General features: G+C 68.4%; 24 protein-coding genes. 8 read left to right on the top strand and 16 right to left on the bottom strand.

The features are described from left to right. Positions 1 to 35: 35 nt before the first annotated feature. Genes QMG86_RS13060 through QMG86_RS13045 form a run of 4 tightly spaced genes read left to right on the top strand, consistent with a single transcriptional unit; the run spans position 36 to position 4,451 of the window. Entirely contained in the window at positions 36 to 1,379 is a 1,344-nt protein-coding gene (locus QMG86_RS13060) for a cytochrome P450 (protein ID WP_281879770.1), read from the top strand. Between the two features lie 48 nt (positions 1,380 to 1,427). After that, positions 1,428 to 2,285 (top strand): SDR family NAD(P)-dependent oxidoreductase, encoded by an 858-nt coding sequence (locus QMG86_RS13055; RefSeq protein ID WP_281879769.1) that lies wholly within the window; start codon positions 1,428 to 1,430, stop codon positions 2,283 to 2,285. Beyond that, positions 2,282 to 3,802, top strand: a complete 1,521-nt coding sequence (locus QMG86_RS13050; protein ID WP_281879768.1) for a flavin-containing monooxygenase — start codon at positions 2,282 to 2,284, stop codon at positions 3,800 to 3,802. Before QMG86_RS13055 ends, QMG86_RS13050 begins: the two co-directional genes overlap by 4 nt. Before the next feature lie 31 nt (positions 3,803 to 3,833). Then, complete coding sequence (locus QMG86_RS13045; protein ID WP_281879767.1) at positions 3,834 to 4,451, top strand: TetR/AcrR family transcriptional regulator; 618 nt, start codon at positions 3,834 to 3,836, stop codon at positions 4,449 to 4,451. 26 nt (positions 4,452 to 4,477) lie between these two features. Here QMG86_RS13045 and QMG86_RS13040 read toward each other — a convergent pair whose 3' ends face one another. The 6 genes from QMG86_RS13040 to QMG86_RS13015 form a co-directional block, all read right to left on the bottom strand. Then, positions 4,478 to 5,068 carry a 2-phosphosulfolactate phosphatase gene (locus tag QMG86_RS13040; RefSeq protein ID WP_350356384.1) on the bottom strand — a complete coding sequence of 197 codons (591 nt, stop codon included), beginning with the start codon at positions 5,066 to 5,068 and terminating at the stop codon, positions 4,478 to 4,480. A gap of 214 nt (positions 5,069 to 5,282) precedes the next feature. Further along, positions 5,283 to 6,284 (bottom strand): ABC transporter substrate-binding protein, encoded by a 1,002-nt coding sequence (locus QMG86_RS13035; RefSeq protein ID WP_281879766.1) that lies wholly within the window; start codon positions 6,282 to 6,284, stop codon positions 5,283 to 5,285. Positions 6,285 to 6,300: 16 nt separating this feature from the next. After that, positions 6,301 to 6,642: a 4Fe-4S dicluster domain-containing protein gene (locus tag QMG86_RS13030; protein ID WP_281879765.1), complete on the bottom strand. Its 342-nt coding sequence runs from the start codon at positions 6,640 to 6,642 to the stop codon at positions 6,301 to 6,303. Beyond that, complete coding sequence (locus QMG86_RS13025) at positions 6,639 to 8,231, bottom strand: FAD-dependent oxidoreductase (protein WP_281879764.1); 1,593 nt, start codon at positions 8,229 to 8,231, stop codon at positions 6,639 to 6,641. Before QMG86_RS13025 ends, QMG86_RS13030 begins: the two co-directional genes overlap by 4 nt. Further along, positions 8,228 to 8,956, bottom strand: a complete 729-nt coding sequence (locus QMG86_RS13020; protein ID WP_281879763.1) for an ABC transporter ATP-binding protein — start codon at positions 8,954 to 8,956, stop codon at positions 8,228 to 8,230. Before QMG86_RS13020 ends, QMG86_RS13025 begins: the two co-directional genes overlap by 4 nt. Continuing rightward, complete coding sequence (locus tag QMG86_RS13015) at positions 8,957 to 9,802, bottom strand: ABC transporter permease (protein WP_281879762.1); 846 nt, start codon at positions 9,800 to 9,802, stop codon at positions 8,957 to 8,959. 656 nt (positions 9,803 to 10,458) lie between these two features. Here QMG86_RS13015 and QMG86_RS13010 point away from each other — a divergent pair. Continuing rightward, positions 10,459 to 10,899, top strand: coding sequence for a hypothetical protein (locus QMG86_RS13010; protein WP_281879760.1), 441 nt, complete (start codon positions 10,459 to 10,461; stop codon positions 10,897 to 10,899). A gap of 247 nt (positions 10,900 to 11,146) precedes the next feature. On the opposite strand, the gene QMG86_RS13005 is transcribed toward QMG86_RS13010, so the two are convergent. Together QMG86_RS13005 and QMG86_RS33555 are read right to left on the bottom strand one after the other, a co-directional pair. Beyond that, complete coding sequence (locus QMG86_RS13005; RefSeq protein WP_281879759.1) at positions 11,147 to 12,226, bottom strand: saccharopine dehydrogenase family protein; 1,080 nt, start codon at positions 12,224 to 12,226, stop codon at positions 11,147 to 11,149. Between the two features lie 146 nt (positions 12,227 to 12,372). Next, positions 12,373 to 13,026 (bottom strand): VldE C-terminal domain-containing protein, encoded by a 654-nt coding sequence (locus tag QMG86_RS33555; RefSeq protein ID WP_350356383.1) that lies wholly within the window; start codon positions 13,024 to 13,026, stop codon positions 12,373 to 12,375. Positions 13,027 to 13,365: 339 nt separating this feature from the next. Between QMG86_RS33555 and QMG86_RS33710 the strand changes: the two genes are divergently transcribed. Continuing rightward, on the top strand, positions 13,366 to 13,491 hold the full coding sequence (locus QMG86_RS33710; RefSeq protein ID WP_434086205.1) for a DAPG hydrolase family protein: 126 nt from the start codon (positions 13,366 to 13,368) through the stop codon (positions 13,489 to 13,491). A 161-nt stretch (positions 13,492 to 13,652) separates the two neighbouring features. Here the strand turns inward: QMG86_RS33710 and QMG86_RS12990 are convergent, their stop codons facing one another. The 3 genes from QMG86_RS12990 to QMG86_RS12980 are packed head-to-tail and all read right to left on the bottom strand — an operon-like array spanning position 13,653 to position 16,704. Next, positions 13,653 to 14,789 (bottom strand): 2Fe-2S iron-sulfur cluster-binding protein, encoded by a 1,137-nt coding sequence (locus QMG86_RS12990; RefSeq protein WP_281879758.1) that lies wholly within the window; start codon positions 14,787 to 14,789, stop codon positions 13,653 to 13,655. A gap of 14 nt (positions 14,790 to 14,803) precedes the next feature. After that, entirely contained in the window at positions 14,804 to 16,291 is a 1,488-nt protein-coding gene (locus QMG86_RS12985; RefSeq protein ID WP_281879757.1) for a phytoene desaturase family protein, read from the bottom strand. Then, positions 16,288 to 16,704: a nuclear transport factor 2 family protein gene (locus tag QMG86_RS12980; RefSeq protein WP_281879756.1), complete on the bottom strand. Its 417-nt coding sequence runs from the start codon at positions 16,702 to 16,704 to the stop codon at positions 16,288 to 16,290. Before QMG86_RS12980 ends, QMG86_RS12985 begins: the two co-directional genes overlap by 4 nt. 122 nt (positions 16,705 to 16,826) lie before the next feature. On the opposite strand from QMG86_RS12980, the gene QMG86_RS12975 reads away from it, so the two are divergent. Further along, positions 16,827 to 17,390: a PadR family transcriptional regulator gene (locus QMG86_RS12975; protein ID WP_281879755.1), complete on the top strand. Its 564-nt coding sequence runs from the start codon at positions 16,827 to 16,829 to the stop codon at positions 17,388 to 17,390. Between the two features lie 20 nt (positions 17,391 to 17,410). Here QMG86_RS12975 and QMG86_RS12970 read toward each other — a convergent pair whose 3' ends face one another. From QMG86_RS12970 to QMG86_RS12950, 5 genes are all read right to left on the bottom strand, one after another. After that, positions 17,411 to 18,310, bottom strand: coding sequence for a Sir2 family NAD-dependent protein deacetylase (locus tag QMG86_RS12970; protein WP_281879754.1), 900 nt, complete (start codon positions 18,308 to 18,310; stop codon positions 17,411 to 17,413). Between the two features lie 70 nt (positions 18,311 to 18,380). Continuing rightward, a complete protein-coding gene (lexA, locus tag QMG86_RS12965; protein ID WP_281879752.1) occupies positions 18,381 to 19,043 on the bottom strand; it encodes a transcriptional repressor LexA in 663 nt (220 codons plus the stop codon). Continuing rightward, complete coding sequence (locus QMG86_RS12960) at positions 19,040 to 20,041, bottom strand: LysR family transcriptional regulator (protein ID WP_281879750.1); 1,002 nt, start codon at positions 20,039 to 20,041, stop codon at positions 19,040 to 19,042. Before QMG86_RS12960 ends, lexA begins: the two co-directional genes overlap by 4 nt. 21 nt (positions 20,042 to 20,062) lie before the next feature. Then, the gene (locus QMG86_RS12955) at positions 20,063 to 22,291 is read right to left on the bottom strand and encodes a molybdopterin-dependent oxidoreductase (protein WP_350356406.1); all 2,229 of its coding nucleotides are present in this window, start codon (positions 22,289 to 22,291) and stop codon (positions 20,063 to 20,065) included. Between the two features lie 118 nt (positions 22,292 to 22,409). After that, positions 22,410 to 22,892 carry a nitroreductase family deazaflavin-dependent oxidoreductase gene (locus QMG86_RS12950; protein WP_281879747.1) on the bottom strand — a complete coding sequence of 161 codons (483 nt, stop codon included), beginning with the start codon at positions 22,890 to 22,892 and terminating at the stop codon, positions 22,410 to 22,412. Positions 22,893 to 23,290: 398 nt separating this feature from the next. Between QMG86_RS12950 and QMG86_RS12945 the strand changes: the two genes are divergently transcribed. Beyond that, positions 23,291 to 24,610 (top strand): family 1 glycosylhydrolase, encoded by a 1,320-nt coding sequence (locus tag QMG86_RS12945; protein ID WP_281879746.1) that lies wholly within the window; start codon positions 23,291 to 23,293, stop codon positions 24,608 to 24,610. Positions 24,611 to 24,636 lie beyond the last annotated feature (26 nt).

Here is a 24,636-nt window from a genome sequence, read left to right as displayed (position 1 = left end):
TGGTACATCGGAGTACCACACGAGGAGGTGGGCGCATGCCCGCTGTGCGACTTCCCGACGGGCCATCCACCCCGCCGATCGTGCAGAACTTGCGGATACTGACCGGGCGCACCCGGACCTGGCGGCGCATGCACGACCGTTACGGATCGGCCTTCCGCGTCCAGATGCCCCGATTCGGAGACTGCGTCGTGCTCGCCGACCCGGCCGAGATCAAAGCCCTGTTCACCACGAGCACCGACCTCGTCGACAACATCGACGTCAACCTCGGTCAGTTCCTCGGACCGGGGTCGCTGTTCGCGCTGACCGGCGTCGAACACCGCAAGCAGCGCAAACTGCTCACCCCGCCGTTCCACGGCCGCAGGCTGGCCGTGTACGAATCGCTCGTCGAAGAGGAGGCGGTCCGCGAGATGGCCGACTGGCCGTCGGGCCGCGAGTTCGCGACGATGGACTCGATGATGCGGATCACGCTGAACGTGATCCTGCGCGCGGTCTTCGGCGCCGAGGGCGCGGAATTCGAGGAATTGCGCCGGCTGCTGCCCAAACTCGTCCTGATCGCCTCAGCCCTCGCCGCGATCCCGGTTCCCCGGCGAGCGCTGGGCAGATTCGGTCCCTGGGCCCGCTTCGCGGCCTACCGCCGCCGCTACGACGAAATCGTCGGCGAACTCATCGACCGCGCCAACCGCGAAGGGTTGGACGAGCGCGACGACGTGCTGGCGATGATGCTGCAGGCGCGCTACGACGACGGCACGGCCATGTCGCGCGGCGAGATCGCCGACGAACTGCTGACCCTGCTCACCGCCGGGCACGAGACGACGGCGACGACGTTGTCGTGGACGATCGAGCGGCTGCGCAGGCACCCGGACGTCCTGCGGCGCTTGGTGGCCGAAGCCGACGCCGGGGGCTCGCAACTGCGTGAGGCGACGCTGCTGGAAGTGCAACGCGTCCGGCCGGTCATCGACATCACGCTGCGCCAGGTCCGGGCCGAGACGCTGCAATTGGGCCGATGGACCTTGCCCGAGGGCCAGAAGATCGTGGTCAACATCCGGTTGATGCACGACAACGAGGACCTCTTCCCGAACGCCCGTGCCTTCGACCCCGACCGGTTCGTCGGCGTCCGTCCGGGCACGTTCAGCTGGATCCCGTTCGGCGGCGGCAGCCGCCGCTGCATCGGCGCCGCGTTCGCCACGATGGAGATGAACGTCGTGCTGCGCACGCTGCTGCGGGACTTCACGCTGGAACCCACCGACGCCCGCGACGAGCGCACCCACTTCCGTGGCGTCGCACTCGTCCCGGCCGGGAAGGGCCGCGCCGTGGTGCACCGGCGCACGCCGCGTCCCGGCGAGCGAACACTCGACCGTGCCGTCGAGGCGACCGCATGAGCGAGCGGTTCGCCGATCTCATCCGCACGTCCGAAAGCAGGAGCACCCATGCCCCGCACCCGTAGGCCGCTGTCGGGCCGCCCGGTCATGATCACCGGCGCGGCCTCCGGCATCGGCCGCAGCCTGGCCCGATTGCTGTCGGGCACCGGCTCTCCCGTCGCGATTGCCGATACCGATGCGGTGGGGCTGAAGGAGACCGCGGCCGCATTGACCGGCCCCGTACTCCCCCGCGTCCTGGACGTGCGCGACGCCGCCGACCAGCTCGCTTTCGCCGACGAGGTCCGCGACTGGCTGACCGCGCCACTGGCGGCGGTGTTCAACAACGCCGGTGTCGCGATGTCCTCCTCGGTGCTCGACGCCGTCGCCGACGACGACGAATGGCTGCGGCGGATCAACTTCGACGGCGTCGTCAACGGCACGCGCGCCTTCCTGCCCATCCTGGTCGAGCAGGATCACGGCGTGATCGTCAACACCTCGAGCGTATTCGGGCTGCTGGGCATGCCCAATCAAAGCGCTTACTGCGCGGCCAAATTCGCGGTGCGCGGATTCACCGACGCCCTGCGCCAGGAACTGCGCGGCACCGGTGTCTCCGCGGTGAACGTCCACCCCGGCGGCATCAAAACCAACATCGCGCGCAACGCCCGCGTCCGCAAGGACCCCGAGGGCCGGGGCCGGACGCACGAGCAGATGGCCGCGGAATTCGAGACACTGGCGCTGACCACGCCGGAGAAGGCGGCCGAAATCATCTGCCGCGGAGTCGAACACGGCAAGTCCCGGATCCTGGTCGGTCCCGACGCCTACCTGTTCGATGCCTTGGCGCGGGTGACGCCCACCCACTACTACGGTGTGGTCGCGCTGCTGGAGCGCCGCCTGCGGGCCCGCGACGCGAAAGGGGCGCGGGCATGAGCGAACACCTCGACGTCCTGATCGTCGGCGCCGGCCTCTCCGGCATCGGCGCGGCCCACCACCTGCGGGCGGCCTTCCCGCACCGCACCTACGCGATCCTCGAGGCGCGCGACACCCTCGGCGGTACCTGGGACCTGTTCCGCTACCCCGGAGTGCGCTCGGACTCCGACATGCACACCCTCGGGTACCGATTCCGCCCGTGGACGCAAGCGGAAGCCATCGCCGACGGGCCCGCGATCCTGCGCTACATCCGCCAGACGGCCGCCGACGCCGGCATCGACCGGCACATCCGGTACGGGCATCGGGTGATCGAAGCGTCCTGGTCCAGCGCCGAGTCCCGCTGGAGCGTGCTGGCCGAACACGACGGCGACACGTGCGAACTCACCTGCGACTTCCTGCTGGTGTGCAGCGGCTACTACCACTACGACGAGGGCTACACGCCGCGGTTCGCCGGAATCGGCGACTTCCGCGGAAAGGTGGTGCATCCGCAGCACTGGCCAGAGGACCTCGACTACACGGGCAAACGGGTGGTCGTGATCGGCAGCGGCGCCACCGCGGTGACCCTGGTGCCCGCGCTGACCGACAACGCCGCGCACGTGACGATGCTGCAACGCTCCCCCACCTACATCCTGCCGGTGCCCGCGCGGGACGCGCTGGCCGGCCGGCTGCGCGCACTGCTGGGGCCGAGACGGGCCTACACCGTCGTCCGGTGGAAGAACGTGCTGGTCAGCACCGTGATCTACCAGCTGAGCCGGCGACGTCCACGACTGATACGAAAGTTCATCCGCGACCTGACCGTCAAGCAACTGCCGCCGGGCTACGACGTCGACACCCATTTCAAGCCCGTCTATCAGCCGTGGGATCAGCGGCTGTGCCTGGTGCCGGACGCAGACCTGTTCCGCGCGATCCGCGGCGGCCGCGCCTCGGTGGTCACCGATCGCATCGAACGGTTCACCCCGACCGGGCTGCTCCTGGCCTCCGGCCGCGAGCTCGAGGCCGATGTGGTGGTGACCGCCACCGGGCTGCGGCTGCTCGCGCTCGGCGGCATCCGGCTCACGGTGGACGGGCAGCAGATCGCGCTGCCGCACACCATGGCCTACAAGGGGATGATGCTCAGCGGAGTGCCGAACTTCGCCTTCACCATCGGCTACACCAACGCCTCCTGGACCTTGAAAGCCGATCTGGTCAGCGAATTCGTCTGCCGGCTGCTGCGGCACATGGACGCGGGCGGCTACCGGCAGACCACTCCGTGGCCGGACTCCACCGTGACGCCCGCACCGCTGCTGGACTTCCAAGCCGGGTACGTGCTGCGCGACATCGACCGATTCCCCAAAGCGGGCTCCCGGGCTCCGTGGCGGCTGGGCATGAGCTACGCCCACGACGTGCTCACCCTCCGCTACGGCCGCATCGATGACGGCACCATCCGCTTCACCCGCGGCGGCGCACCGCCCGACGATCACCACACCGTGGCATCGGGACACGACAACCGCCCGGCCACGGGTTCGGGCCGGGCATGAGCAACCGAAGGGAGTAACTAACCTGATTCTCGTGACCCGCGCCGCGCCCGTAACCCGCACCTCCGCCGACAACGACTCGGATTCGGGGTTCCGCCGCCGCCTGCTCGACGCCATGGCCATGGCGGTGTGCGAACGCGGCTACCAGGACACGACCGTCGCCGACGTGGTCCGCCACGCCCGCACCTCGCGCCGCACCTTCTACGAGCACTTCACCAGCAAACAGGACTGCTTCATCGCCCTGCTGAGCGAGCACCACAAGCAGATGATCCAGCGGATCGATGCCGCGGTCGACCCGCACCAGCCCTGGCGTAGCCAGGTGCGTCAGGCCATCGAAGCGTGGATCCGCGTCGCGCGCGAAGAGCCGTCCTTGACGCTCAGCTGGATCCGCGTCGTCCCCGCCCTCGGCGACGACACCCGCCAGTTGCAGCGCGAGGTCGGCGAGGCGTTCGTGACGCTGATCCAGAAACTCGCCGACACACCGGAATTCGCCGCCGCGGGACTGCGGCCGCCGTCGCGGCAGGTGGCGACGATCCTGTTCGGCGGTTTCCGGGAACTCATCGCCACCACCGTGGAGGACGGCGACGACATCGCGGGCATCGTCGACGTGGCGGTCGAATCCGCGATCGCGCTGGTCGGACCGCACCGCTAGCACCCACTCGACGGCGACCGCCCGGCTCACCGGCCGGCGGCGGCGAACGCTCCGTCGGTCAGCACCGGCACCACCTCGCTGCGGTCGAGCTCGGTGGCCACCGCGACATCCTGCGCGAACCCGCCTTCGATCAGTTCCCGGCCCGAGGCGCAGTCCCGGATCAGCGCCGCGACGTCGGCGATCCCGTCGTGCGCCACGGCGGCGGCATGGGCTTCCGGAGACAGCGGTCCGGCTCCGAGACGCGCCAGCGCCGCGGCGACCGCCCCCGCGCCGAGCCAATCCTCCACCGCGGGCCGCAGGCCGGCGCGGCCGGGCCATTGCTCACCGGCGGCGATCACGGCGACCGGCTGCCGTGCGCTGCCCCATCCTTGCCCGGCGATCCAGCCGGCGACCGCGCTCGCGTTGCGCAGGCACGCCGCGACGACCGGCACGCCGTTGACGGCGGCGGAGATGGCCGACCCGTTGGGTGAGGGCAGCACCAGCCGCTCGGCGACCGGTGCACGGCGCAACGCCGCCGCAGACAGCGACCACGGCTGTTGCTCGGACACCGCTCGCCGCCCCACCGCCAGCGCCGCGCCCTGCCGCGCGGCGAATCCGCCGCGCCGCCGTCCCGCCACGGGTAAGGAAGCACCCGCGTCCCCGCTTCGACAGCGACCGACACCGCCGTCGTGAACGACAGGACATCGACCACCACTACGCACGCGCTACCGGGCCCGAGCGCGACCGCACCTGCCGAACCCCACTCCAGCCGCACACCCCACGACCGCTGACGCGCCCACTCGGCGATCTCCGGCATGCCCTTTCCCTCCCACTGCTGACCCGTCCACCCGTTCAGCCCTGCTCGGTCCGCTCCGGCCGGTAGAACCACTCCTCCAGACCGAAATCCTCCCGGATCTTCTTCTGCTCCACGAGGAACTGCTTGGTCCCCGTCAGCAACTGGATGCCCGACGGCGCGAAGATCTCGTCGGGAATGTAGCTCTGACGCGCGGTGGCCCGCACCACCGCCTCCGGTGACTTCGACTGGGTAACTTCGTAGTTCACGTAGTCGTCCCAATGCTGCTTCGCATACCGGTTGGCCTCACCGATCACCGACTGCCACGCGGCGCCGAACCGCGGATGGCTGTCGAGGAAGTCCTGACTGCTGACCGAGGAGCTGGTACCCGCGAGATCGGGATGGTTGTCCTGAATCGAGTCGACCTGGTGGAAACCCTTGGCCAGGAACGCGTGGAAGAACGACGACGGGTTCACATCCGGCAACGCGACCGCCGCGACATCACCGCCGTTGAGCGGCGCCTCCGCGTCGGTGGCCAGCAGGTGCACCAGCTGCGCCTGGATCCCCTCGGCCTTCAGCGCACCCTGCAGGTAGCGGTCGATATAGGAACCGGATTGCACCCCGATCTTCTTGCCCGCCAGATCCTTCAGCGTCCGGATCGACGGATCCTTGGCCACCACACCAGCGTTGTAGTTCACCGCCGCGATGGCCAGCAGCCGCGTCTTCAACCCGCTGCCGCGCGCGACCAGCGCGGGCGTGTCACCGTAGGTGGCGACATCGAGGCGGCCCCCGACCAGCGCCTGGTTCAGGTCGGGCCCGTTGGGGAAGCTGTAGACCTCGATGCTGTCCACACCCAACGGCTTCAGCGCGGGCAGCAGGGCGCCGCGCTGATGGGCGAAGCCCACCGGCCCGGTGAGCACGTTGCCGGTGCCGATGGTGCCGATGCGGAGGGTCTTGATCTCGGCGCGGGTCGCCGAGCCCGCGTCGTCGGCCCCGCAGCCGGTGAGTACCAGCAGCAGAGCCGAAACGACAGCGGGCACGATCAGCCGGATGATGCGCATGATTCGCTTTCGTTGTTCAGAGTTCGGACAGCCGCGGCGGCGGAGCGCCGTGCGGAAGGCGTGGCCCGACCGCGACCAGGCTGCCGGGCTTGCGCCCACGGCCCCAGCCGAGTTCCCTGCGGTAGCGGCCGATGTTCTCGTCGCGGACCGTCTCGTGATCGGCCAGCGGAGTCGCCTCCGGATCGACGTACAGCGCGTCCGTAGGGCAGTACGCCTCGCACATGAAGCAGGTCTGGCAATCGGATTGCCGTGCGATGACCGGGATTCCGCTGTCGGTGCGGTCGAAGACGTTCGTGGGGCACACGTCCACGCATTTGTCGCAGGCGATGCAGTCCCCCGCGCGCAGGATCTCGATCATCCCGCCACCGCCAGGGTGCCGGAGGCCGCGGCCGTCGCCGTCCACACTTCGTCGAGCCCGCCGGACAGGATGTGGTGGTGCTGCTTCGGATCCTGATCCGGGTGGTCGGCGCGTTTGCTCATTCCGCGCGTCTCCGTGCGCGCCAGCGTGGACCGGTACATCAACCGTCCCACGGCGGTGATCGCGGCGGCCTGCCGGGCGCGCACCCGCTCGTCTCCGGTGCCGCCGCCCAGACCGAGGGTGGCGTGCTCCCAGACGCTGTCCAGCTCGGCGAGCGCGGGCCGGATCCGGTCGCCGTGGCGCAGGTAATTCTTCTCGAACGGAATCAGTTCCCGCTGCGCGGCCTCGACCACGTCCTCGGCACGGACCGACGCACCGTGCTGCGGGCGCAACCCCGCGCGCCCGGCCCCGTGCAGATCGGCACTGCGAGCGCGGGCCGTGCGCAATGCGAACGCCGCCGCTCCACGGCCTGCCCAGCTGCCCGAGGACATCGCCCACGCCGAGTTGTGGCTGCCGCCGCCGGTGAACCCACCGCAGATCCGTTCCCTGGTCGCCGCGTCCCCCGCCGCGTACAAACCCGCGACCGTGGTGGCGCAGTCGTCATCGACGACATCGATGCCGCCGGTGCCGCGGACGGTGCCCTCGGCGAGCAGGTCCACCTCGAACCGGTCGGTGAACGGGTCGATGCCGCGCCGGTCGAACTGCAGGAAGAAGTTCGGCTGCCCCAGCCGCATCTGCGCCTGCACCGTCGCGTCGGCGCGATCGAGCTGCGCGAACACCTTCTCCCGCAACAACGTCCGCGCGATCACCGAACGCCCCTTGGTCGAGCCCGCACCCTCGAGCACCCGCCCGTCCTCGTGGAAGAACGTCGCGTATCCGTAGTAGGCGGTCTTGGTGATCGTCGACCCCTTCGGCACGATCGCGTAGGCGTTGGAGAACTCCATGCCCGAGAAGCGAGCACCCACCTCCGCCGCCATCAGCGCGCCGTCACCGGTGTCGACGTTGGTGCCCAGCGCCCGGGACAGGAACGCGCAACCGCCGGTCGCGAGGACCACGGCACCGGCCACAACGCGGTAATCGCGGTCGGCCTGGCGCTGGTAGCCCGCCGCGCCGCGCACCACGCCGTCGTCGTCCACCAGCAATTCCAGCGCGGGCGAGTGGTCGAGGATGCGCACTCCGATCCGTTTCACCCACGCCCGCATCCGGCGCATGTATTCCGGGCCCTGCACGCCGGTGCGGATCTGCTCACCGGTGGCGGGGTCCACGGGGAATGGATAGCGCCCCTCCACCGCGAGCCGGTTCATGTTCGCGTAGGTCTGATCGAGCACCCGGTCCATCCAGTAGTGGTCGGCCAGATGCCCGCCCAGCGCCTCTCGGCTGGCCTTCGCGTTCGCCCGCGCGGCCGCTTCCGGCGCCACGTACCACACGCCGGTGCCGGACGGGGCGGTGGCGCCGCTGGTCCCGCAGTACCCCTTGTCCACCAACGTCACCTCGGCGCCGGCCTCGCGGGCATGGATCGCGGCCCAGCAGGCAGCAGGCCCGCCGCCGATCACCAGAACGTCGGTGCTGATCTGCAACGGTTCACTCATGCTTCTGCTCCTGTCGGTGCCTCGGGATTCACGCCGAGTGCGAGCAGCAGCCGGCGGCGGAGTGCGGAGAATGCGGGGTCGACCACCGACCGCGGGCGGGCGACGGTGATGTCGAAGGATTCGGCGATGCGGCCGTCGCGCAACACGAGCGCGCGATCGGCCAGCAACAGCGCCTCCTCCACGTCGTGGGTCACCAGCAGCACCGACTGCCGGTGCAGCGTCCACAGGCGAGCCACCAGGGCTTGCACTTTCAGCCGGGTCAACGCGTCGAGCGCGCCGAACGGCTCGTCCAGCAGCAGCAGCTCCGGATTGCGGACCAACGCTCTGGCCAGGGCCACACGCTGCGCCTCACCGCCGGACAACGTGGCAGGCCACGCATCCGCTTTCGCGGTGAGCCCCACTTCCTCCAACGCTGTGCGCGCACGCGCCTTGGTCGCCCCGTCGACGCCGAGAACGACGTTGCGCCACACGCTGATCCAGGGAATCAGCCGATGCTCCTGGAACACGATCGCTTTCGATCCGGGCACGTCGAACGACCCGCTGAAGCCGCGGTCCAGGCCGCCGATCCCGCGCAGCAGCGTGCTCTTACCGGAGCCGCTGGCGCCGAGCAGCGCCACGAACTCGCCCGGCGCGATATCCAGATCGACCTCGCGCAGCACCGTGCGGCCGCCGAATGCGCGCGCCGCCCCACGGATGCGGACACCGGTCCCGATGGTCGCGGTCATCTACTTCCCCTCATATCCGGTGCGCCAGGACAGGAACCGGTGTTCCAGCACGCGCACCACCAGGTCGGTGAGCAGCCCGAGCACCGCGTAGATCACCAGGACCAGGAAGATCTGGTCGGTGCGCAGGAACTCCTTGGCATCGTTCATCAAGAAGCCGAGCCCGACCGGCGTGGTCTGCATCTCCGCGACCACCAGGGTGAGCCAGCCGATGCCAAGCGCCTGCCGCAGTCCCACGAAGATCTGCGGCAGCGCGCCGGGCAGAATGATCTTCGTGGTCAGCTCGAATCGGTTGAGGCCCAGCGATTCCGCCGCCTCCACCAGCCGCCGGTCCACCCCGCGGATCCCGGCCAGCACGTTCAGGTAGATCGGGAAGATGGGCGCGACGATGATCAACGCGATCTTGAACGAATCACCGATGCCGAACCAGATGATGAACACCGGCACCAGCGCCAGTGTCGGCAACATCCGCAAAGCCTGCAACGGACCGTTGACCAGATCCTCCGCGATCCGGAACAGTCCGGCCGCCACACCGAATACCAGGCCGATGCCGATGCCGATCGTCAGCCCGACCGCCACCCGGCGCCCGGAGGCGGCCAGATGCTGCCAGAGCTCACCCGAGCGGACCAGCTCCCATCCGGCCTCGAGCACCTCGGTCGGCGCCGGGGTGGTCGTGCCGAGCCAGGATCGTGCCCCGAGTTGCCAGATCAGTACCGCAAGAATCAGTCCGGAGGATGCTCGGGCCGGGCCCAGCAGCTTGCGAGTGAACGGGGCCGGGTTTTCGGTGGTCGCCGCCTCGGCCGGGTCGGAAGATGGCGCCGATGTGATCGGATCCAACTGCAATGTCATCGGACACAGTCCTCACATGAGAAGTACTGTCCCGAACAGTAAGGTGCGCGACCAGTGCGCAGAATGATTGCGATCAGCGCGACCTGAAACCGCCGACCGTGTCAACCCCCGAAGGTCTGCGCTCGAAAGAGTTGCCCCTCGCCACCCCAGCCTCTCCTGTCCCATGCCGGGAATCCGGAGCGCCGCGCAGACGCTCCTCCGGAGGCAGAAAAGCCAGGTGAGACTCGAGTCACCTACAAGGTACCGATGCGGCGGATCTACCTACGTCTCTTAGCCTTGCCGGACCTAGCGCCGTTGAGAAAGTCACACCGATGGTCAGCATCACCCGAACCGCAGCTTGGCTGGGCAACCACTTCGCACCGTTCATCACCACTTCCCTTCCCGGACGAACGGCCGGACCGACGACGTTTCCGGTCGTCGCGGCAGCCGTCTACCCTCAGCTCACGCCCGAAATTCATCTACCGTTGACCACGCGAATGCTGCTGTACGGTGACGGCTCCACCACGCTACTTCTCCAGCAGATCGCGGGGTCGGATATCGCTGCCGATGTATTGCCCTCGCGCACTATCGATGCCGACGAACTCCGCATTTCCTGCTCGGTTTGCGACGACCCGGCCCCCAGTACGCTCAGGGTGCGACACACCAGATTGCGGGATGTGGCTGGGAATGTCCTCAGCGAGAACCTGATCACCTACCGGGAAGCGGACGAGTCGACGCTGATGCCGCCGGACGGTGTCCCGTTCGGAATCCATATCCGTCGGCTGGGCGCATTCGAACGCAGACGCATTGTCGCCACCGGCGTGACGTGTCATCCGTTCGGGCTCTTTCCCGCAGCCGCCGCAGCGCGCGTGTACGAGATCGCGTTCTCGACCCAGCAGAGTGTGCTCGTGCACGAAGTCTTCAACCCCGCGGTGGTCGGCACTCGAACCTGGGGTCACCGCAGGTCCACACCGATCGTCATGGCACGCACGCTCCGCACTTCGGGTGCGGGCACCGGCCTGCACGGCATCGGTGGGCACCTATCCGGCGCGCTCGGAGCGAGGTCGCACAATATGCCGTCGGAAAGATCGATCGAGACCTCGACCGCGGCACACTGAAACGGGGACGCGCTTGCCGGGGGAAGCCTCGACAAGTGCGTTCGCCTATTCCGGCCCCACCCGTCCTAGCAGGCGGCTTCCGCTCGGATCTAGCCAGCCCGCGACCGCTCTCCGGTCATCCGGAGTCAGTCGCAGCGTCACGCTCTCCGTCGAATCGGTACAGGTGATGTGCATGCGTCGACGCTGATCGGAATCCGACAGCAGCAGGCTTCCGCAGCGCGGCAATGCGGAGCAGCCGGGTCGATCGCTACCGATCGAACCCCGCGTCGGCCGCGCCCGCGGTGAGCGCGTCCAGGCCGAAGGCGTCCACCGGACCGAGCGCGCCAGCGGCGAGCAGGCCGTCGTCCAGCGCAGTCTGCGCGCCCCAGGCGAGAATCGCGGCCGTGAAGTCGTAGGGGTCGCCGCCGGTCAATGTCACCGACGCGAGGACGCGTCCGGAGTCGTCGAAGGTCTCGGCGACCGCCCAGGAGCGTGTGCGGGCCCGCGACTCCGGCGTCGGTCCGCCGGTCGAGCCCTTCACGACGCGTTCCAGCACACCGTCGGCCAGCCGTTTCACCGGCGCCACTCGTGCGACGGCGCCGGTGAGCAGCGAGCCCACTTGCAGACCACGAGCGGCCGCGGGCGGCAGGCCGAGGAAGACGTCGGCCTCGCGCAGCCGCGAGGCGGAGCGACTGAGCGCGAAATGTTCCGACCCCGGGATCGACACTCCCGTACGCGCGCGGCCCGCGACGTCGAAAGTGCGAATCCGTGAGCCGGTCCGCTCGGGCACGACCCGGCCACCGCGCAGGGCGAAGCCGTGTTCGAACAGCATCCCGGCCATGGAGGCGCGGGTGCCACCGCTGGTGCCGGGGCCGGCCATGAAGTAGCCGATATCCGCGCGGACGGCCTCCGGCGCTTCGCGTAGCGCGAGACCGGCGGCCAGATTGCCGGGCACGTAATCGAACCCGAACGCGGTCAGCAAGCCCACTCCCGCCTTGCGCGCCTCCTCGTCCCGCTCGAACACGCTGCGGATGAACGGGCCTTCCCCCGTGGAGTCGAAGTAGTGCGCACCCGCCGCCACGGCTGCCGCCAAGGCGGGTCCGCCGTAGCGCAGGAACGGCCCGACCGTCGTCACCAGCACGTCGCCCCGGTCCAGCAGGGCGCGCACCGATCCGGGGTCGGTCACGTCGGCGACCGCGATCTCCGCGCCGCCGAGGTCGGCAGCCAGCTTCTCGAGCGCGGTCGCGTTCCGAGCGGCCAGCACGGGCGCGGCGCCACGGGCGATCAGGGCTTCGGCGGTCAGGCGGCCGGTGTACCCGGTGGCGCCGAACAGCACGATCTTCGGCATTGGCAGTCACCTACGTTCTGGTCGATAGCTCTCGTCGCATGGACGACTCGAGTGCATCCTTCCAGGGTCGCGTGTGCCGACTGGATGACCGCGTGGCCGACTCCTCGTCGACCGCGCGCCGCGAGAGCGTCAGCGCGGGCACCCGATCAGCAGGTCACGTCCCCTACCGCCGCCTTGTCGAACGACACGTGAACATGGTCGTAGTGATTGGCGGTCGGGCTCCCGCGGTCTTCCAGATACGACCAGCCGTGGCCATCGTTGTACCGCTGCCGCCAGATCACGTAGGTCACGCCGAAACGCTGCTGATTGGCGAGTACGAAATCGGCGATCGCGTCGCCGCGCGCGGGATCGGGTGTCATGAGGTCCAGCGCCAAGCCGGCGCCGTGGTCGCCGTCGCTGCGGCCGTTGGCGCCGCCGATGTCGGTGAGGGCGAATGTCTTCTTCAAAAGGTTGCCGACCTGTGCCACGTGCGGCCGAGTGCCGGCGAGTTCCGTAGAACAAGACACCGGCGGGGGCGGTGGGGGCGGGTGCTGTACGGCTTCTCTGGCAGATGGTGGTGGTTGCCCGGCAGCAGCCGCGGCCGCGCCCGCGACCGGCTGCGGCACCGCCGGCGCGGTGGTCGTGACCGTGCTCGACGCGACGGGCGCGGACGGCGGCGAATGGACCGCCGCGGCGTGCTGCGTGACCGGGCCCGGCCGCATCACCGCCCACGCCACGACAGCGACGCCCGCCGCGATGCCGCAGACGGCCAGGAGTACGAGCCTCCGGGCATCGGTTCTTTTGCGGTGTTGACCAGGCATGATGTCGCTTACCGGTTACTGTCGAGAATAGGTCACCGATACATTACGAAATGGTCGCGGAAATGTCACGCCCAGCCGTCCGCGCGTCACACCCATGGCCGATGCCCGCTCGTTCCATGGCGAACAGCAGCGCGGCGGCGACATGCCCGGTGCCCGTGATGACGCGTGGGTGACTCCGAGAATGGCGGCCGTCCGGGTTCACGATGCTGATGGTTCTGCCCGACGACGCGTTCCGAGACCGACGGAGGGGCGGGCTCCCCCACCCGCCGGCCGCCGCCGCGGACACCGACCCTCCGAGGCCCGGCGAACGGATCCCCTACTTCCCGGCACCGGTCGCCGATCTCGCGCCCACGGGTATTCGGCGCCCGCGGCTACGGCCGAAGGCGTTCCGGACTCGCGCGGGTTACCGTCCGTACCGGGATGCCGCGGGTGACGGCGGCGATGTGGGACTGGTGGTTCGGCTGACACTCGGTGGAGTCGGCCAGATACAAGCCCGGCCCCTGGACCTGATGCTGCACTGCGGCCGAGAGATGAGCCACCTCGCCCAGTTCCTGCTCGAGCTCTACAGCCAGTTCAGTGCTCGAGCCGGGAGTTGCCCGTCCAGCCGAGAACCGACCGGCTCGAGGTCACAGGCTCAGCTCCACATCGCTGATCGGATACGCCACACACGAATGGGTGTAACCGAATTGCGCGTCGGACAGCCGCAGCTTCGCTTCTTCGGCGGTGTGCACCTCACCCTTCAGAATCCGTATCCGGCACAGGCTGCATTCGCCGGATCGGCAGGCGGCCTCGGGGCGAATGCCGTTGTCCTCCAGAGCATCCAGCAGCGGCCGGTTGCGGGGGGTGCGGAAGGACACGCTCCCGGCTGTGACGGTGACCTCCGCCGCGGGATCGACATCGGTGGGCCAGTGCGACTGGACGGTCGGGTCGGTAGGTGCGCCGTTGGCCTCGAAACGAATGCGCTTGCGCGGATGACCGAGCGCCGTGAGCTGCTCGAGGGCGTACGGGTACAACGCCTGTGGACCGCACACGTACACCATCCGGCCGTCGAGCTCGCCCGCCAGCCGGGCGATGGTGCCTGCGGTGAGGAAGCCGGTGGCCCCGGTCCAGCCGGTACCGGGTTCGGCGATCACGTGGTCGACGTGGATGCCCGGGTGCGCGGCGGCGATCTCGTTCAGTTCCGGGCCGAAGATGATGTCGGAGGCGTCGCGGGAGCCGTAAACGAGGTGAAACGAGCGGTCCAGACCGCGTTCGGCGATCTCGCGGATCATGCTCATGGCCGGGACCACGCCGGAGCCGCCCGCGAGGAACACCACGGCGCTGCCGTGGAACAGCGGGTTGTGGTGGAAGGTGCCCATCGGCCCGGTAGTGGTCAGCACCTGACCGATCCGGGCGCTGTCGAGCAGCAGATTGCTGACGCGCCCGCCACGGACACGACGGACGGTCAGGTCGTAGCGGGTCAACCGCGCCGGGCTGGAGGAAATGGCGTACGGGCGGCTGGTGCCGTCGATGAAGACGTTGATGTACTGGCCCGCCAGGAAAGGGGGCAGCTGTTTCTTGTCGAGGCCTTCGAGTCGGATCGTTTTGGTGGAGGCGGTCTCGTCGATGATGTCGGTGACTACCAGCCGGAGGCGTTCGGGATGGTAGGCGTCGATGGTGGCGCGCGTTTCGGCGAGGTGGTCGCGGGTGTCGGGGACGCGGGCATCGATCTCCGCGAGGATCTCCGCCGCTCCGTCGAACCGTGCGGCGAGTGGGTGTTTCATGAGTCGTCCTCGGGTCAGGCGGTTTTGGTGCGCAGGAGACGGCGGGCGACCCGCGCGCCGGCCTCCAGGGTGGGTTGGAATCCGCCGATACCGGCCCAGGATCCGGCCAGATGCAGTCCGGGAACGTGGGTTCGGCGCTCGCTGTCGCGGAACAGCCAACCCTCGGTGGCGTCCTGGTCGTAGCCGTAGATCGCTCCGCCCGGGTGTCCGAGGTAACGCATCATGGTCAGCGGTGTCGCGACGTCGACCTCCTCGATGGCGTCGCGGATGCCGGGAGTGATGGTTTCGCACAGGTCGAGCAGGGTTTCGGCGTAGGCGAACTTGGTGCGCGCGTACTGCGAGGGAGCGACGTTCTTCCAGATGTCGGCGTACTGCAGCGTCATCAGGCTGACATGCGTGGCTCCGGTGGGGGCGAACCCGATGGGCGCGACATCGTAGGAGCTGACGCAGATGCCCCGCGCGGGCTCGAACGATTTCCACGCGTTGTAGGTGCGGTCGTCGTCGGTGTCCCTGTTGACGAACGTGGTGCTGGTGGTGAACCCCAGCTCGGCGGGAGTGGCGTCCAAGCCCATGTGCAGCACGAACCCGGAGACGCCGATCCGCCTGCCCGCCAGGTCGTCGCGCACCTCGGCCGGCACGTCCATCCCTTCGAGCATGCCGTAGGTGCTCGGCAGCGACGCGTTGGACACCACGTCGGGCGCGGTGACCTCCGAACCGTCTTCCAGCCGCACACCCAGGACCCGCCCGGACTCGGTGAGCACCGCCTCGACGCCCGCGTTGAACCGCACCTCACCACCGGCGGCGAGGAAGGCGTCCAGGATGGCGGTGGACATCGCCTGCGACCCGCCGCGCACATGCCAGGGTTTGAATTCGAAGTAGGCGTACAAGGTCAGCGCCAGATCCTGGAAACGCAGTTTCGACGGCGGCTGTCCGATGTAGGTCCAGTACATGCCCAGCGCGACCTTGAGTCGTTCGTCGTCGAAGAACTCGTCGAGCACGACCTTCAGCGGCCGCAATCCGTACTCGAACAGCACCGGGTCGATCTGCTCGACCGGCATCCCGCGCATGGCGGCGATCTGCCAGAAGGTCACCGCCTTCAGCAGGTCGAAGAACTTCGCGACCCGATCGCGATGCCCCGGGAACTCGGCCTCGACGGCGTCGATCGCGCTGTCCCAGTCCGCGGGCAGGGTGAAGTCCAATTCGCCGGGAATCACGGCGCGGTACAGGTCGTGCTCGCGGACGAACTCCAGTTTGTCGGCGATTCCGAGCTGCTGGAACAGACCTTCTCGCAACGAGATCGGCTGCCCCTCGACACCGACGCCCGACAACTGATGCAACGCGACCTCGAACTCGAAACGCCCGCGGCGGAACGAGGTCGCGCAACCACCCGGAACATTGTGCCGCTCCAGCAGCAGGGTGCGCACGCCCGCGCGTTGCAGCGTCGCGGCGGCGGTCAGGCCGGCATTGCCCGCACCGATGACGATGACGTCGTAGTCGCTCACCCTCCGTGCGCCTCACCCTCGAACTGCGCGGCGGCCTCGGCCTTGATGCGCTCGAACTGTTCACCCATGCGCACCGCGAGCGCCTGCGCCGCCGACAGAGGGCGCACCATGACCATGAAGTCGTCGATCTTGCCGTGCTCGTCGAAGTGCAGGAAGTCGCAGCCGGTCAGCTGCTTGCCATCGACGGTGGCCTCGAACACGAACGCGTGATCGCGACCGTTCGCGTCGGCGATCTCACGCACATAGCGGAAGTCCTCGAACACGCGGATCACCGCGCGCAGGATGGCCGCGGTGATCGCCTTGCCTGGATACGGCTTGAACGCCACCGGACTGGTGAACACCACCGTGTCGGCCAGCAGCGCCTCGATGGCGGCCTCGTCACGAGCCTCCACGGCTGCCCGGAAGGGATGCATAACCCACCTCTCATATGCAACTAATTTAGTAATCAATGCTGACACTAACGAGGCCAGCTGCACATGTCTAGAGGGAAAAGGTCAACTTCTTGAATAATCCCCTCCACTGGTAGCCTGGGCAGATGGCGCTACGCAACGCGGTGTTGGCCGCCCTGCTGGAAGGTGAGGCGTCCGGATACGACCTGGCCAAGAGCTTCGACGCCTCGGTGGCCAACTTCTGGATGGCCACGCCCCAGCAGCTGTACAAGGAGCTGGAGCGCATGGCGGCCGACGGCCTGATCACCACCCGGATCGTGGAGCAGGAGCGCAGACCCAACAAGCGCCTGCACGCCATCACCCCTGCCGGGCGGGCAGCGCTGCACGAATTCATCGCAACGCAGGCCAAGCCCACCGCCATCCGCGACGAGATGATGGTGAAGGTGCAGGGCATGGACATCGAGGACGCCCCCACCGTGCGCGCCGCGGTAGCCGACAAACTGGAATGGTCGAAAGCGAAACTGGCCCGCTACGAACGCCTGCGCTCCCGACTGCTGGACGGCCGCAGCGAGCAGGCGTACCTGGCCGAGGCCGAACGAGTCGGCCCCTACCTCACCCTGCTGCGCGGAATCTCCTTCGAACAAGAGAACATTCGCTGGGCCGAGTTCGCACTGGCGGTGATCGATCGGCGGATCGCCGCGCGACTGTGACGACTACGACACAACGCGCTTCAAGACAGACCGACGGCCGGATGAGCTGCCGACGGCGCCGCCGCCACTCGAATCTCCTGCAAACGCTCGGCGAGGGCAGGCAGAACCGTCGAGCATCCGGCGTCCAGCATGAGCGCGGCCAAATCGTCACCGCGCGTGCGGCCACGATTGACGATCACCACGCGACGACCGTGCCTGGCGGCATAGCGCACGAAACGTAGCCCCGACATCACAGTCAGCGACGACCCGGCGACCAGCAGCGCGTCCGCGGCGTCGACCAGCTCGTAGGCCGCGGCGACCCGATCCTTGGGCACGTTCTCCCCGAAGTACACGATGTCCGGCTTCAGCATGCCGCCACAGCGCGCGCAGTCCACCATCCGGAAGCTACCGGTGTCGCCCACCACCGCGTCGGCGTCGGGCGCGACCTCGAGCCCATCGGTACTCACGGCCTCCGCGAAACCCGGATTGGCCGCCTCCAGCCGGTCGGCCAGCGACATCCGCGAAACCAGCAGCGCGCACCCCAGACAGCGCACCCGCGCATAAGTGCCGTGCAAATCGATCACCCGCCGATGCCCCGCCTTGGTATGCAACAGGTCCACGTTCTGGGTGATCAACCCGGTGACCACGCCCATCCGCTCCAGCCGCGCCAAGGCGCGATGCCCCGGATTGGGCCGCGACCCGTCCATCCGCCGCCAACCGACGTGGTTGCGCGCCCAGTACCGCTGCCGGAACACCGGATCGCCGACGAACTGCTGGTAAGTCATCGGATTGCGGGGCGGTGACGAGGGACCGCGATAGTCCGGGATCCCGCTGTCGGTCGAGATCCCCGCACCGGTCAACGCGACGACCCGGCACCCGTCGAGCAAGCCCACCAGCCGCTCGAACCCGGCGCCCAGCGGCGTCTGCACGAAGTCCGGCATGCCGTTCAGGGTACGGCGGCCCACGCGGGAAGGCAGGCCGGGTATCCCACCCGGGCCGCCTTCGCCCAGCTCAAACCCGCCGCATCACCGACACGACCTTGCCGAGCACCACCGCCTCGTCGCCATCGATCACCTCGTAGGCCGGGTTGCGCGGCTCCAAGTACACATGACCGTTGCGCCGCCGGTACACCTTCACCGTCGCCTCCCCGTCGATCATCGCCGCCACGATCTCACCGGAATGCGCCTCCTGCTGCCGACGCACCACCACGATGTCGCCGTCACAGATCGCCGCCTCGATCATCGAATCGCCGCGAACCCGCAGCCCGAACACCGTGCCCCGCCCGACGAGCTCACGCGGCAACGTCATCACGTCGTCGGCGTGCTCCTCGGCCAGAATCGGAGCGCCCGCCGCGATGTCGCCGACCACCGGCACCGCCACCGAATCCTCCGCGACCTCCCGCCGCGCCGGCGCCTGCAGGAACATTCGCACGTCGATCGGACGCGACACCGTCCGGCTGCGCCGCAGAAAACCCCGCTCCTCCAGATTCCGCAAATGCTTCGACACCGACGACGCCGACCGCAAACCCACCGCGTCACCGATCTCGCGCGTATTCGGCGGATACCCGTGCCGGAGCACCCAGTCCCGGATCGTGGCGAGAATCCGCTGCTGCCGCGGCGGCAACGTCGAAGTGTCGAGGTGCTCGAACGCGTCGAGCGGGTCGTATCCGGTCACCCGGGGAATCGTAGAGGCACCGGCCGACACGACGGACCGGCCACCGCACCGGGCACACCGAACAACGCCTGATCGGGTTCGGGAACCCAGCAGGCGGCGGCGGTATCGCGGTTGTAGTTGTCCGCGACGTGCTCGACCAAAGACCGCAGTCCCGGATGCCGGTTGCCCGCCGGCCACAGCAGCGCCAGCGGATACGCCGGAGTGGGATCGACGATCAACAGACGCCGCACGTTCGGATGCCACGGCGTCTGCCCCCCGTCTCCGGTGAACGTCGTCAACGACGACGAACCCGCGATACGTTCGACGATGCCCGCCATACCCTCCAGCGGACCCCTGGTGTCGATCGGAATCCCGCTGAACGCGCTGAGATCGCGATAGAAATCGGCCCACTCCGACGGCACCGCCGCCCCCGGCACCCACACCGGCTGCCCCGCGATCTCCCGCAACGCGATCATCGACCGGCTCGCGAACGGATGATCCTTGCCCACAAGCAAATACAGTGGCTCCAAATACGCCGGAGCGGCGACGATATCGTCGGGCAACGACACCGGGCCACCGTAGGCACGGGCCAAGGCCGCGTCGACGAGACCGCTACCCAGCGCCTCCCGCGAGGTCGTGATCATGTTCGAGATGACGATCTCGGTCTGCGAGTGCGGATGACGCGCCAGATAGAACTCCATCAACTCCGTCGCCGCCATGCGCTTGCCCAGCACCGCCACCCGCAACGGCCGCACCTGTTCCCGCACCGCCCGCGCCGCCGCCTCGGCCCCCGCCAGCAGCGACCGCGCATGCGGCAGCAACCGAGCACCGGCATCGGTCGGCACGCTCCTGCCGTGCCCACGATCCAGAAGTTCCGCCCCCAGCTGCGATTCCAGCTTCGCGATGCGCTTCGACACCGCCTGCTGGCTGATCCCCAGCACCGCGGCGGCGTGACCGAACTGCTCCTCCTCCACCACCGCCACGAACGCGCGCAATGCTGCGAGATCCAGATCCACCATCACCTCCCGCTCTCGACGACCTCACAGCGCTTCCGGCCCCATCATGTCCGGCGGCATGGTCGCCGCCACATCGGGGAGCGGGCCCGCGTAGCGCTCGATCTCCACCAGCGTGAGCTGCCCGGCGCACCCCTGACTGAGCGTCGACGACGGACGGTCGGCGATGAGTACGTTCGGATTGCCGTGGCGGCAGAACGTCGGGTCCGCCGGGTCGGGGTCGTACCACGCCCCAGTGGACAGCTGCACGACACCCGCCCGCACCCCCTCATCGATCACCAGGCCGGCCAGGCAACTGCCCCGATCATTGAACACCCGCACGATCTCACCGGCACAAAGGCCGCGCGCCTCGGCGTCCGAGGGATGCATCCGAACCGGTTCCCGCCCGGAGATCTTCACCGACCGGCTGTAGGCACCCACATCGAGCTGGCTGTGCAGCTTGGTCCGCGGCTGATTCGCCACCAGCTGCAACGGAAACCGCTCCGCCACCGCGCCACCGAGCCACTCCTCCGGCTCCAACCACACCGGGTGCGGCGGGCAATCGGCGTACCCGAACCCCTCGATGGTCGCGGAGAAAATCTCGATCTTTCCACTGGGTGTGCTGAGCGGATACCGGTCGGGATCGGCGCGAAAGTCCGCCGCCAGCACCTGCTCCGGATCCGGCACCGGCAGCTCGAGCACATCGCCGGACCAGAACGCGTCGAAGTCCGGCAACGCGTGGCCCGCCCGGGACTGCTCGACCCGCCAGCGCTCGTACAGATGCCGCAGCCACTCCGTGACCGAGCGCCCCTCGGTGAATCCCGCACCCACACCGAGCCGATCGGCTGTCTCGGCGAAAATCCGATAATCGTCCCACGCCTCGGCGTGCGGGCGGGTGAGCGCCTTCATCGGGAAGAACGAACGATCACCCTCGCCCACGCCGTAGTCGTCGCGCTCGATCGACATCGTCGACGGCAGCACGATATCCCCGTGCCGCGCGGTCGCCGTCCAGAAGGCATCGTGCACGACGACCGTGTCCGGACGCCCGAACGCCGTACGTAACCGAGCCAGATCTTGATGGTGGTGAAACGGATTGCCGCCGCACCAATACACCAACCGCACATCCGGATACACCAGCTCTTGCCCGTTGTAGCGAAACGACCGCCCCGGATTCAACAGCATGTCCGCGATCCGCGCGACCGGGATGAACACCTGTACGCCATTGCGCCCCTGCGGCAGTCGCGGCGCAGGCACGCGCGCCGGCTCCCCCACACTCGCGGCCGACCCGTACCCGTGCCCGAACCCGCCCCCCGGAAGTCCGATCTGCCCCAGCATCGCCGCAAGCGCGACCGCCGCCCACAACGGCTGCTCGCCATGTCGCGCCCGCTGCAGCGACCAACTCACCGTCACCAGCGTGCGCGCGGCGGCCATCTCACGTGCCAGCCCACGGATACGACCGGCAGGGACGCCGGTGATCGCCGCAGCCCACTCCGGATCCTTGACCACTCCGTCCACCACACCACGCAGATACTGCGCGAAGCGGTCGTAGCCGACCGTGTACTCGCGCAGGAACTCCTCGTCCGCCAACCCGTCCGCGTCCAGCACCTGAGCCAGCGCCAACATGATCGCCACGTCCGTGCCGGGCAAGGGCGCGATCCACTCGCCCCCGCTCTCCGGCGGCGTATCGTCGCGCAGCGGGCTGATCGACACGAACCGGCACCCACGCGCCCGCGCCGCCGCAATCCAGCCGCGCGCGTTGTGCCGCGAGACCCCTCCCGGCGACACGGCCGCGTTCTTCGGTGACAGACCTCCGAACGCCACCACCAGCTCGGAGTGCTCGGCCAGCACGCTCTTCGCCGTCGCCTGCTGCGTCACCCAGCCGATGTCACCGATGACGTGCGGCAGGAACACCGCCGAAGTGCCCAGGCTGTAGCTGTTCACGTGCCGGACGTAGCCGCCGAGACAGTTGAGGAAGCGATGCAATTGGCTCTGCGCGTGATGAAAGCGCCCCGCGCTGGCCCAGCCGTACGAGCCGCCGTACACCGCCTCCGGCCCGTACTGCCGGTACACGCGGCCGAGCTCTCCGGCCAGCAGATCCAACGCACGGTCCCACGAAACCGGAACGAAAGAATCCGAACCTCGCGCTCCCGGACCCGGGCCGTGCTGCAGCCAGCCTCGGCGAACATACGGCCGAGCGATACGGGTCGGATGATGTTGCGCCGAAGCGATATTGTCGATAAGCGGCGTCGGCTCCGGGTCACCACGCCACGGCCGCACGGCCGTGAGCCGTTCGCCATCGCTGTCCGCCTCGAACGCGCCCCAGTGAGTCAGATGCGTGGTCACCGTCCCACCGTAACCGCCCCCGCCGACAACCGGACGACGCTCGCCACGGCGCTCAATCGCAAACGCGGCGCAGCTCGAAGATCCGGAACAATCGCCCGCCGGAGCGTTCGTACTCCATGGCGTAGCCAGGCCAGAACTCGACCGCCAGATCCCAGTAGGGCTTTCGCTCCACGCCGGTGATCTCGCGTACCGTGACCACGAAATGCTCGCCCTTGTGCCGGACCGAAGCGGTCTGTGCCGCACGCAGGTTCGCCGACCAAGCCGGATGAGTGGGACTGCCCCAATTCGAACCGAGGACGACGAAGTCCGCACCGCGCGGCACGTACAGCAACGACGTGGTCCGCGGAATTCCGGTCTTCCGCCCCGGCACGGTCACCTCCACGGACGGCAGCCCCGCCAGATCCAGGACGCCCTTCCGCCCGCCGCTCGCACGCCGAATCAAGCGTTCGGCCCGCACCACGAGCGGCGCCGTCCGCATCACCCAGCGTTGCTGCGCGAGGCGTCGGGCCAGTCGTGGCAGCGGATTGGGGACCATATACGCATCCTGACACGGCCTACCTTCCGGACCGGATCCGCACGCCGGGACCGAGGGACATCTCACAGGAGGGCATTCAGGCACTCCTCTTCCTCCTTGCTATTCGGTTGATGCGACGTGAGGTCGGAGAAGTTCGTGATGGAGTAACATAGTTAGATGCGCATATCCACGTATCTAGATGTTATACGGGTCGCCGCCCGCTCCATACGCACTTCCATCACGACTCCTACCCCTCCCGTTCGAACTCCGGGTCCACTAAGACTTGCCGCCTCGCTGCCCCTCCCCGTCTCCCACAAAACGGACAAGCGACCAGTTACCCTGTCCCCGTGGTACCCACTCCCCCGGTCCGTGCGCCGAGGTCGGCGAGCGCCCGTCACCCGTCTCGGAACAGGAGTTCGATGCGTGCACACTCCCGCCACGTCTCGGCCGCGCTCGCGGCCGTCGCCGCGGTCCTGCTCGGAGGCATCGCTCCGGCCGCCGCCCGGCCCGCGCCACCCGCTGTGGTCACGCCGATGGGCCCCGATTTCCTCTGGGGCGTCGCCGCCTCGGGATATCAATCGGAAGGCCACGCTCCGGACAGCAACTGGTCTCGCTATGTCGCGTCGGGGAAAACGCCGGACCCTTATCGGGATTCGATCGACTTCTACACGCGCTACCGCTCGGACATCGCCCTGGCGGCCGGACTCGGCGTGAAGGTGTATCGCATCGGCGTCGAGTGGGCGCGTCTGCAGCCCGAGCCGGGCCAGTGGGACCCCGAGGGACTGAAGTTCTACGACAACGTCGTCGCCGCGATCACGGCCGCGGGCATGCGCCCGATGATCACCATCGACCACTGGGTCTATCCGGGGTGGGCGGTCGACCGCGGGGGTTGGAACAACCCGGGCATCGTCGAGGACTGGCTGGCCAACGCGCGCACGGTCGTCGATCGCTACGCCCCCTATCGACCGTTGTGGGTCACCTTCAACGAGCCGACTTTCTATTTGGTGAACGAGTTGCGCAACGGCGGATTGCCGCTCGCCGCCGCGCCCGCGATGCACGACCGGATCGCCCAGGCGCACAACGGCATCTACGACCACATCCACCGGGTTCAGCCGGACGCCATGGTGACCAGCAATGTCGCTTATATCCCGGCCGCCGAGGACGTGGTGAACAAGCCGCTGGTGGACCGAATCGGCACGAAGCTCGACTACATCGGCATCGACTACTACTACGGCCTCTCCCCTGACAGCCTCACCACGACGGTGAATTTCACGGAGTTGTGGAAGAACCCGCTGCAGCCGGAAGGAATCTATTACGCGCTGCAGCATTATGCCCGTCAGTTCCCCGGAAAGCCGCTCTACATCGTCGAGAACGGAATGCCCACCGAGAACGGCTTGCCGCGGGCGGACGGGTACGGGCGGGCGGACTCCCTGCGCGACACTGTCTACTGGCTGCAGCGCGCCAAGGCGGACGGCATCAACCTGATCGGCTACAACTACTGGAGTCTCACCGACAACTACGAATGGGGTTCCTACACTCCACGTTTCGGCCTGTACACGGTCGACGTGCTGAGCGATCCGGCGCTGACCCGCAAACCCACGGACGCGGTGGCCGCGTACACCGACATCACGCGTGCCGGTGGCGTCGCTCCCGACTATCGGCCGACCCGAGCGCCGAAGGATTGCTCCTTCGTCGACGTACCGGCCGGCTGCTCCGACCCGGTCACCATCCCGCGGTGACACAGGAGTCCTGACCGTACTCGACC

It is taken from the genome of Nocardia sputorum, assembly GCF_027924405.1.
GTDB classification, from domain to species: domain Bacteria; phylum Actinomycetota; class Actinomycetes; order Mycobacteriales; family Mycobacteriaceae; genus Nocardia; species Nocardia sputorum.
Note: the sequence above shows the minus strand (reverse complement) of the source record. Positions and strands in the feature narration are given on the sequence as shown.

Excerpts from the sequence above, each read along its gene's own strand:
- QMG86_RS13060 (WP_281879770.1), top strand. The coding sequence starts at position 36 with ATGCCCGCTGTGCGACTTCCCGACGGGCCATCCACCCCGCCGATCGTG.
- QMG86_RS13055 (WP_281879769.1), top strand. The coding sequence starts at position 1,428 with ATGCCCCGCACCCGTAGGCCGCTGTCGGGCCGCCCGGTCATGATCACC.
- QMG86_RS13050 (WP_281879768.1), top strand. The coding sequence starts at position 2,282 with ATGAGCGAACACCTCGACGTCCTGATCGTCGGCGCCGGCCTCTCCGGC.
- QMG86_RS13035 (WP_281879766.1), bottom strand. The coding sequence starts at position 6,284 with ATGCGCATCATCCGGCTGATCGTGCCCGCTGTCGTTTCGGCTCTGCTG.
- QMG86_RS13030 (WP_281879765.1), bottom strand. The coding sequence starts at position 6,642 with ATGATCGAGATCCTGCGCGCGGGGGACTGCATCGCCTGCGACAAATGC.
- QMG86_RS13025 (WP_281879764.1), bottom strand. The coding sequence starts at position 8,231 with ATGAGTGAACCGTTGCAGATCAGCACCGACGTTCTGGTGATCGGCGGC.
- QMG86_RS13020 (WP_281879763.1), bottom strand. The coding sequence starts at position 8,956 with ATGACCGCGACCATCGGGACCGGTGTCCGCATCCGTGGGGCGGCGCGC.
- QMG86_RS13015 (WP_281879762.1), bottom strand. The coding sequence starts at position 9,802 with ATGACATTGCAGTTGGATCCGATCACATCGGCGCCATCTTCCGACCCG.
- QMG86_RS13005 (WP_281879759.1), bottom strand. The coding sequence starts at position 12,226 with ATGCCGAAGATCGTGCTGTTCGGCGCCACCGGGTACACCGGCCGCCTG.
- QMG86_RS33555 (WP_350356383.1), bottom strand. The coding sequence starts at position 13,026 with ATGCCTGGTCAACACCGCAAAAGAACCGATGCCCGGAGGCTCGTACTC.
- QMG86_RS12990 (WP_281879758.1), bottom strand. The coding sequence starts at position 14,789 with ATGAAACACCCACTCGCCGCACGGTTCGACGGAGCGGCGGAGATCCTC.
- QMG86_RS12980 (WP_281879756.1), bottom strand. The coding sequence starts at position 16,704 with ATGCATCCCTTCCGGGCAGCCGTGGAGGCTCGTGACGAGGCCGCCATC.
- QMG86_RS12975 (WP_281879755.1), top strand. The coding sequence starts at position 16,827 with ATGGCGCTACGCAACGCGGTGTTGGCCGCCCTGCTGGAAGGTGAGGCG.
- QMG86_RS12970 (WP_281879754.1), bottom strand. The coding sequence starts at position 18,310 with ATGCCGGACTTCGTGCAGACGCCGCTGGGCGCCGGGTTCGAGCGGCTG.
- QMG86_RS12960 (WP_281879750.1), bottom strand. The coding sequence starts at position 20,041 with ATGGTGGATCTGGATCTCGCAGCATTGCGCGCGTTCGTGGCGGTGGTG.
- QMG86_RS12950 (WP_281879747.1), bottom strand. The coding sequence starts at position 22,892 with ATGGTCCCCAATCCGCTGCCACGACTGGCCCGACGCCTCGCGCAGCAA.
- QMG86_RS12945 (WP_281879746.1), top strand. The coding sequence starts at position 23,291 with ATGCGTGCACACTCCCGCCACGTCTCGGCCGCGCTCGCGGCCGTCGCC.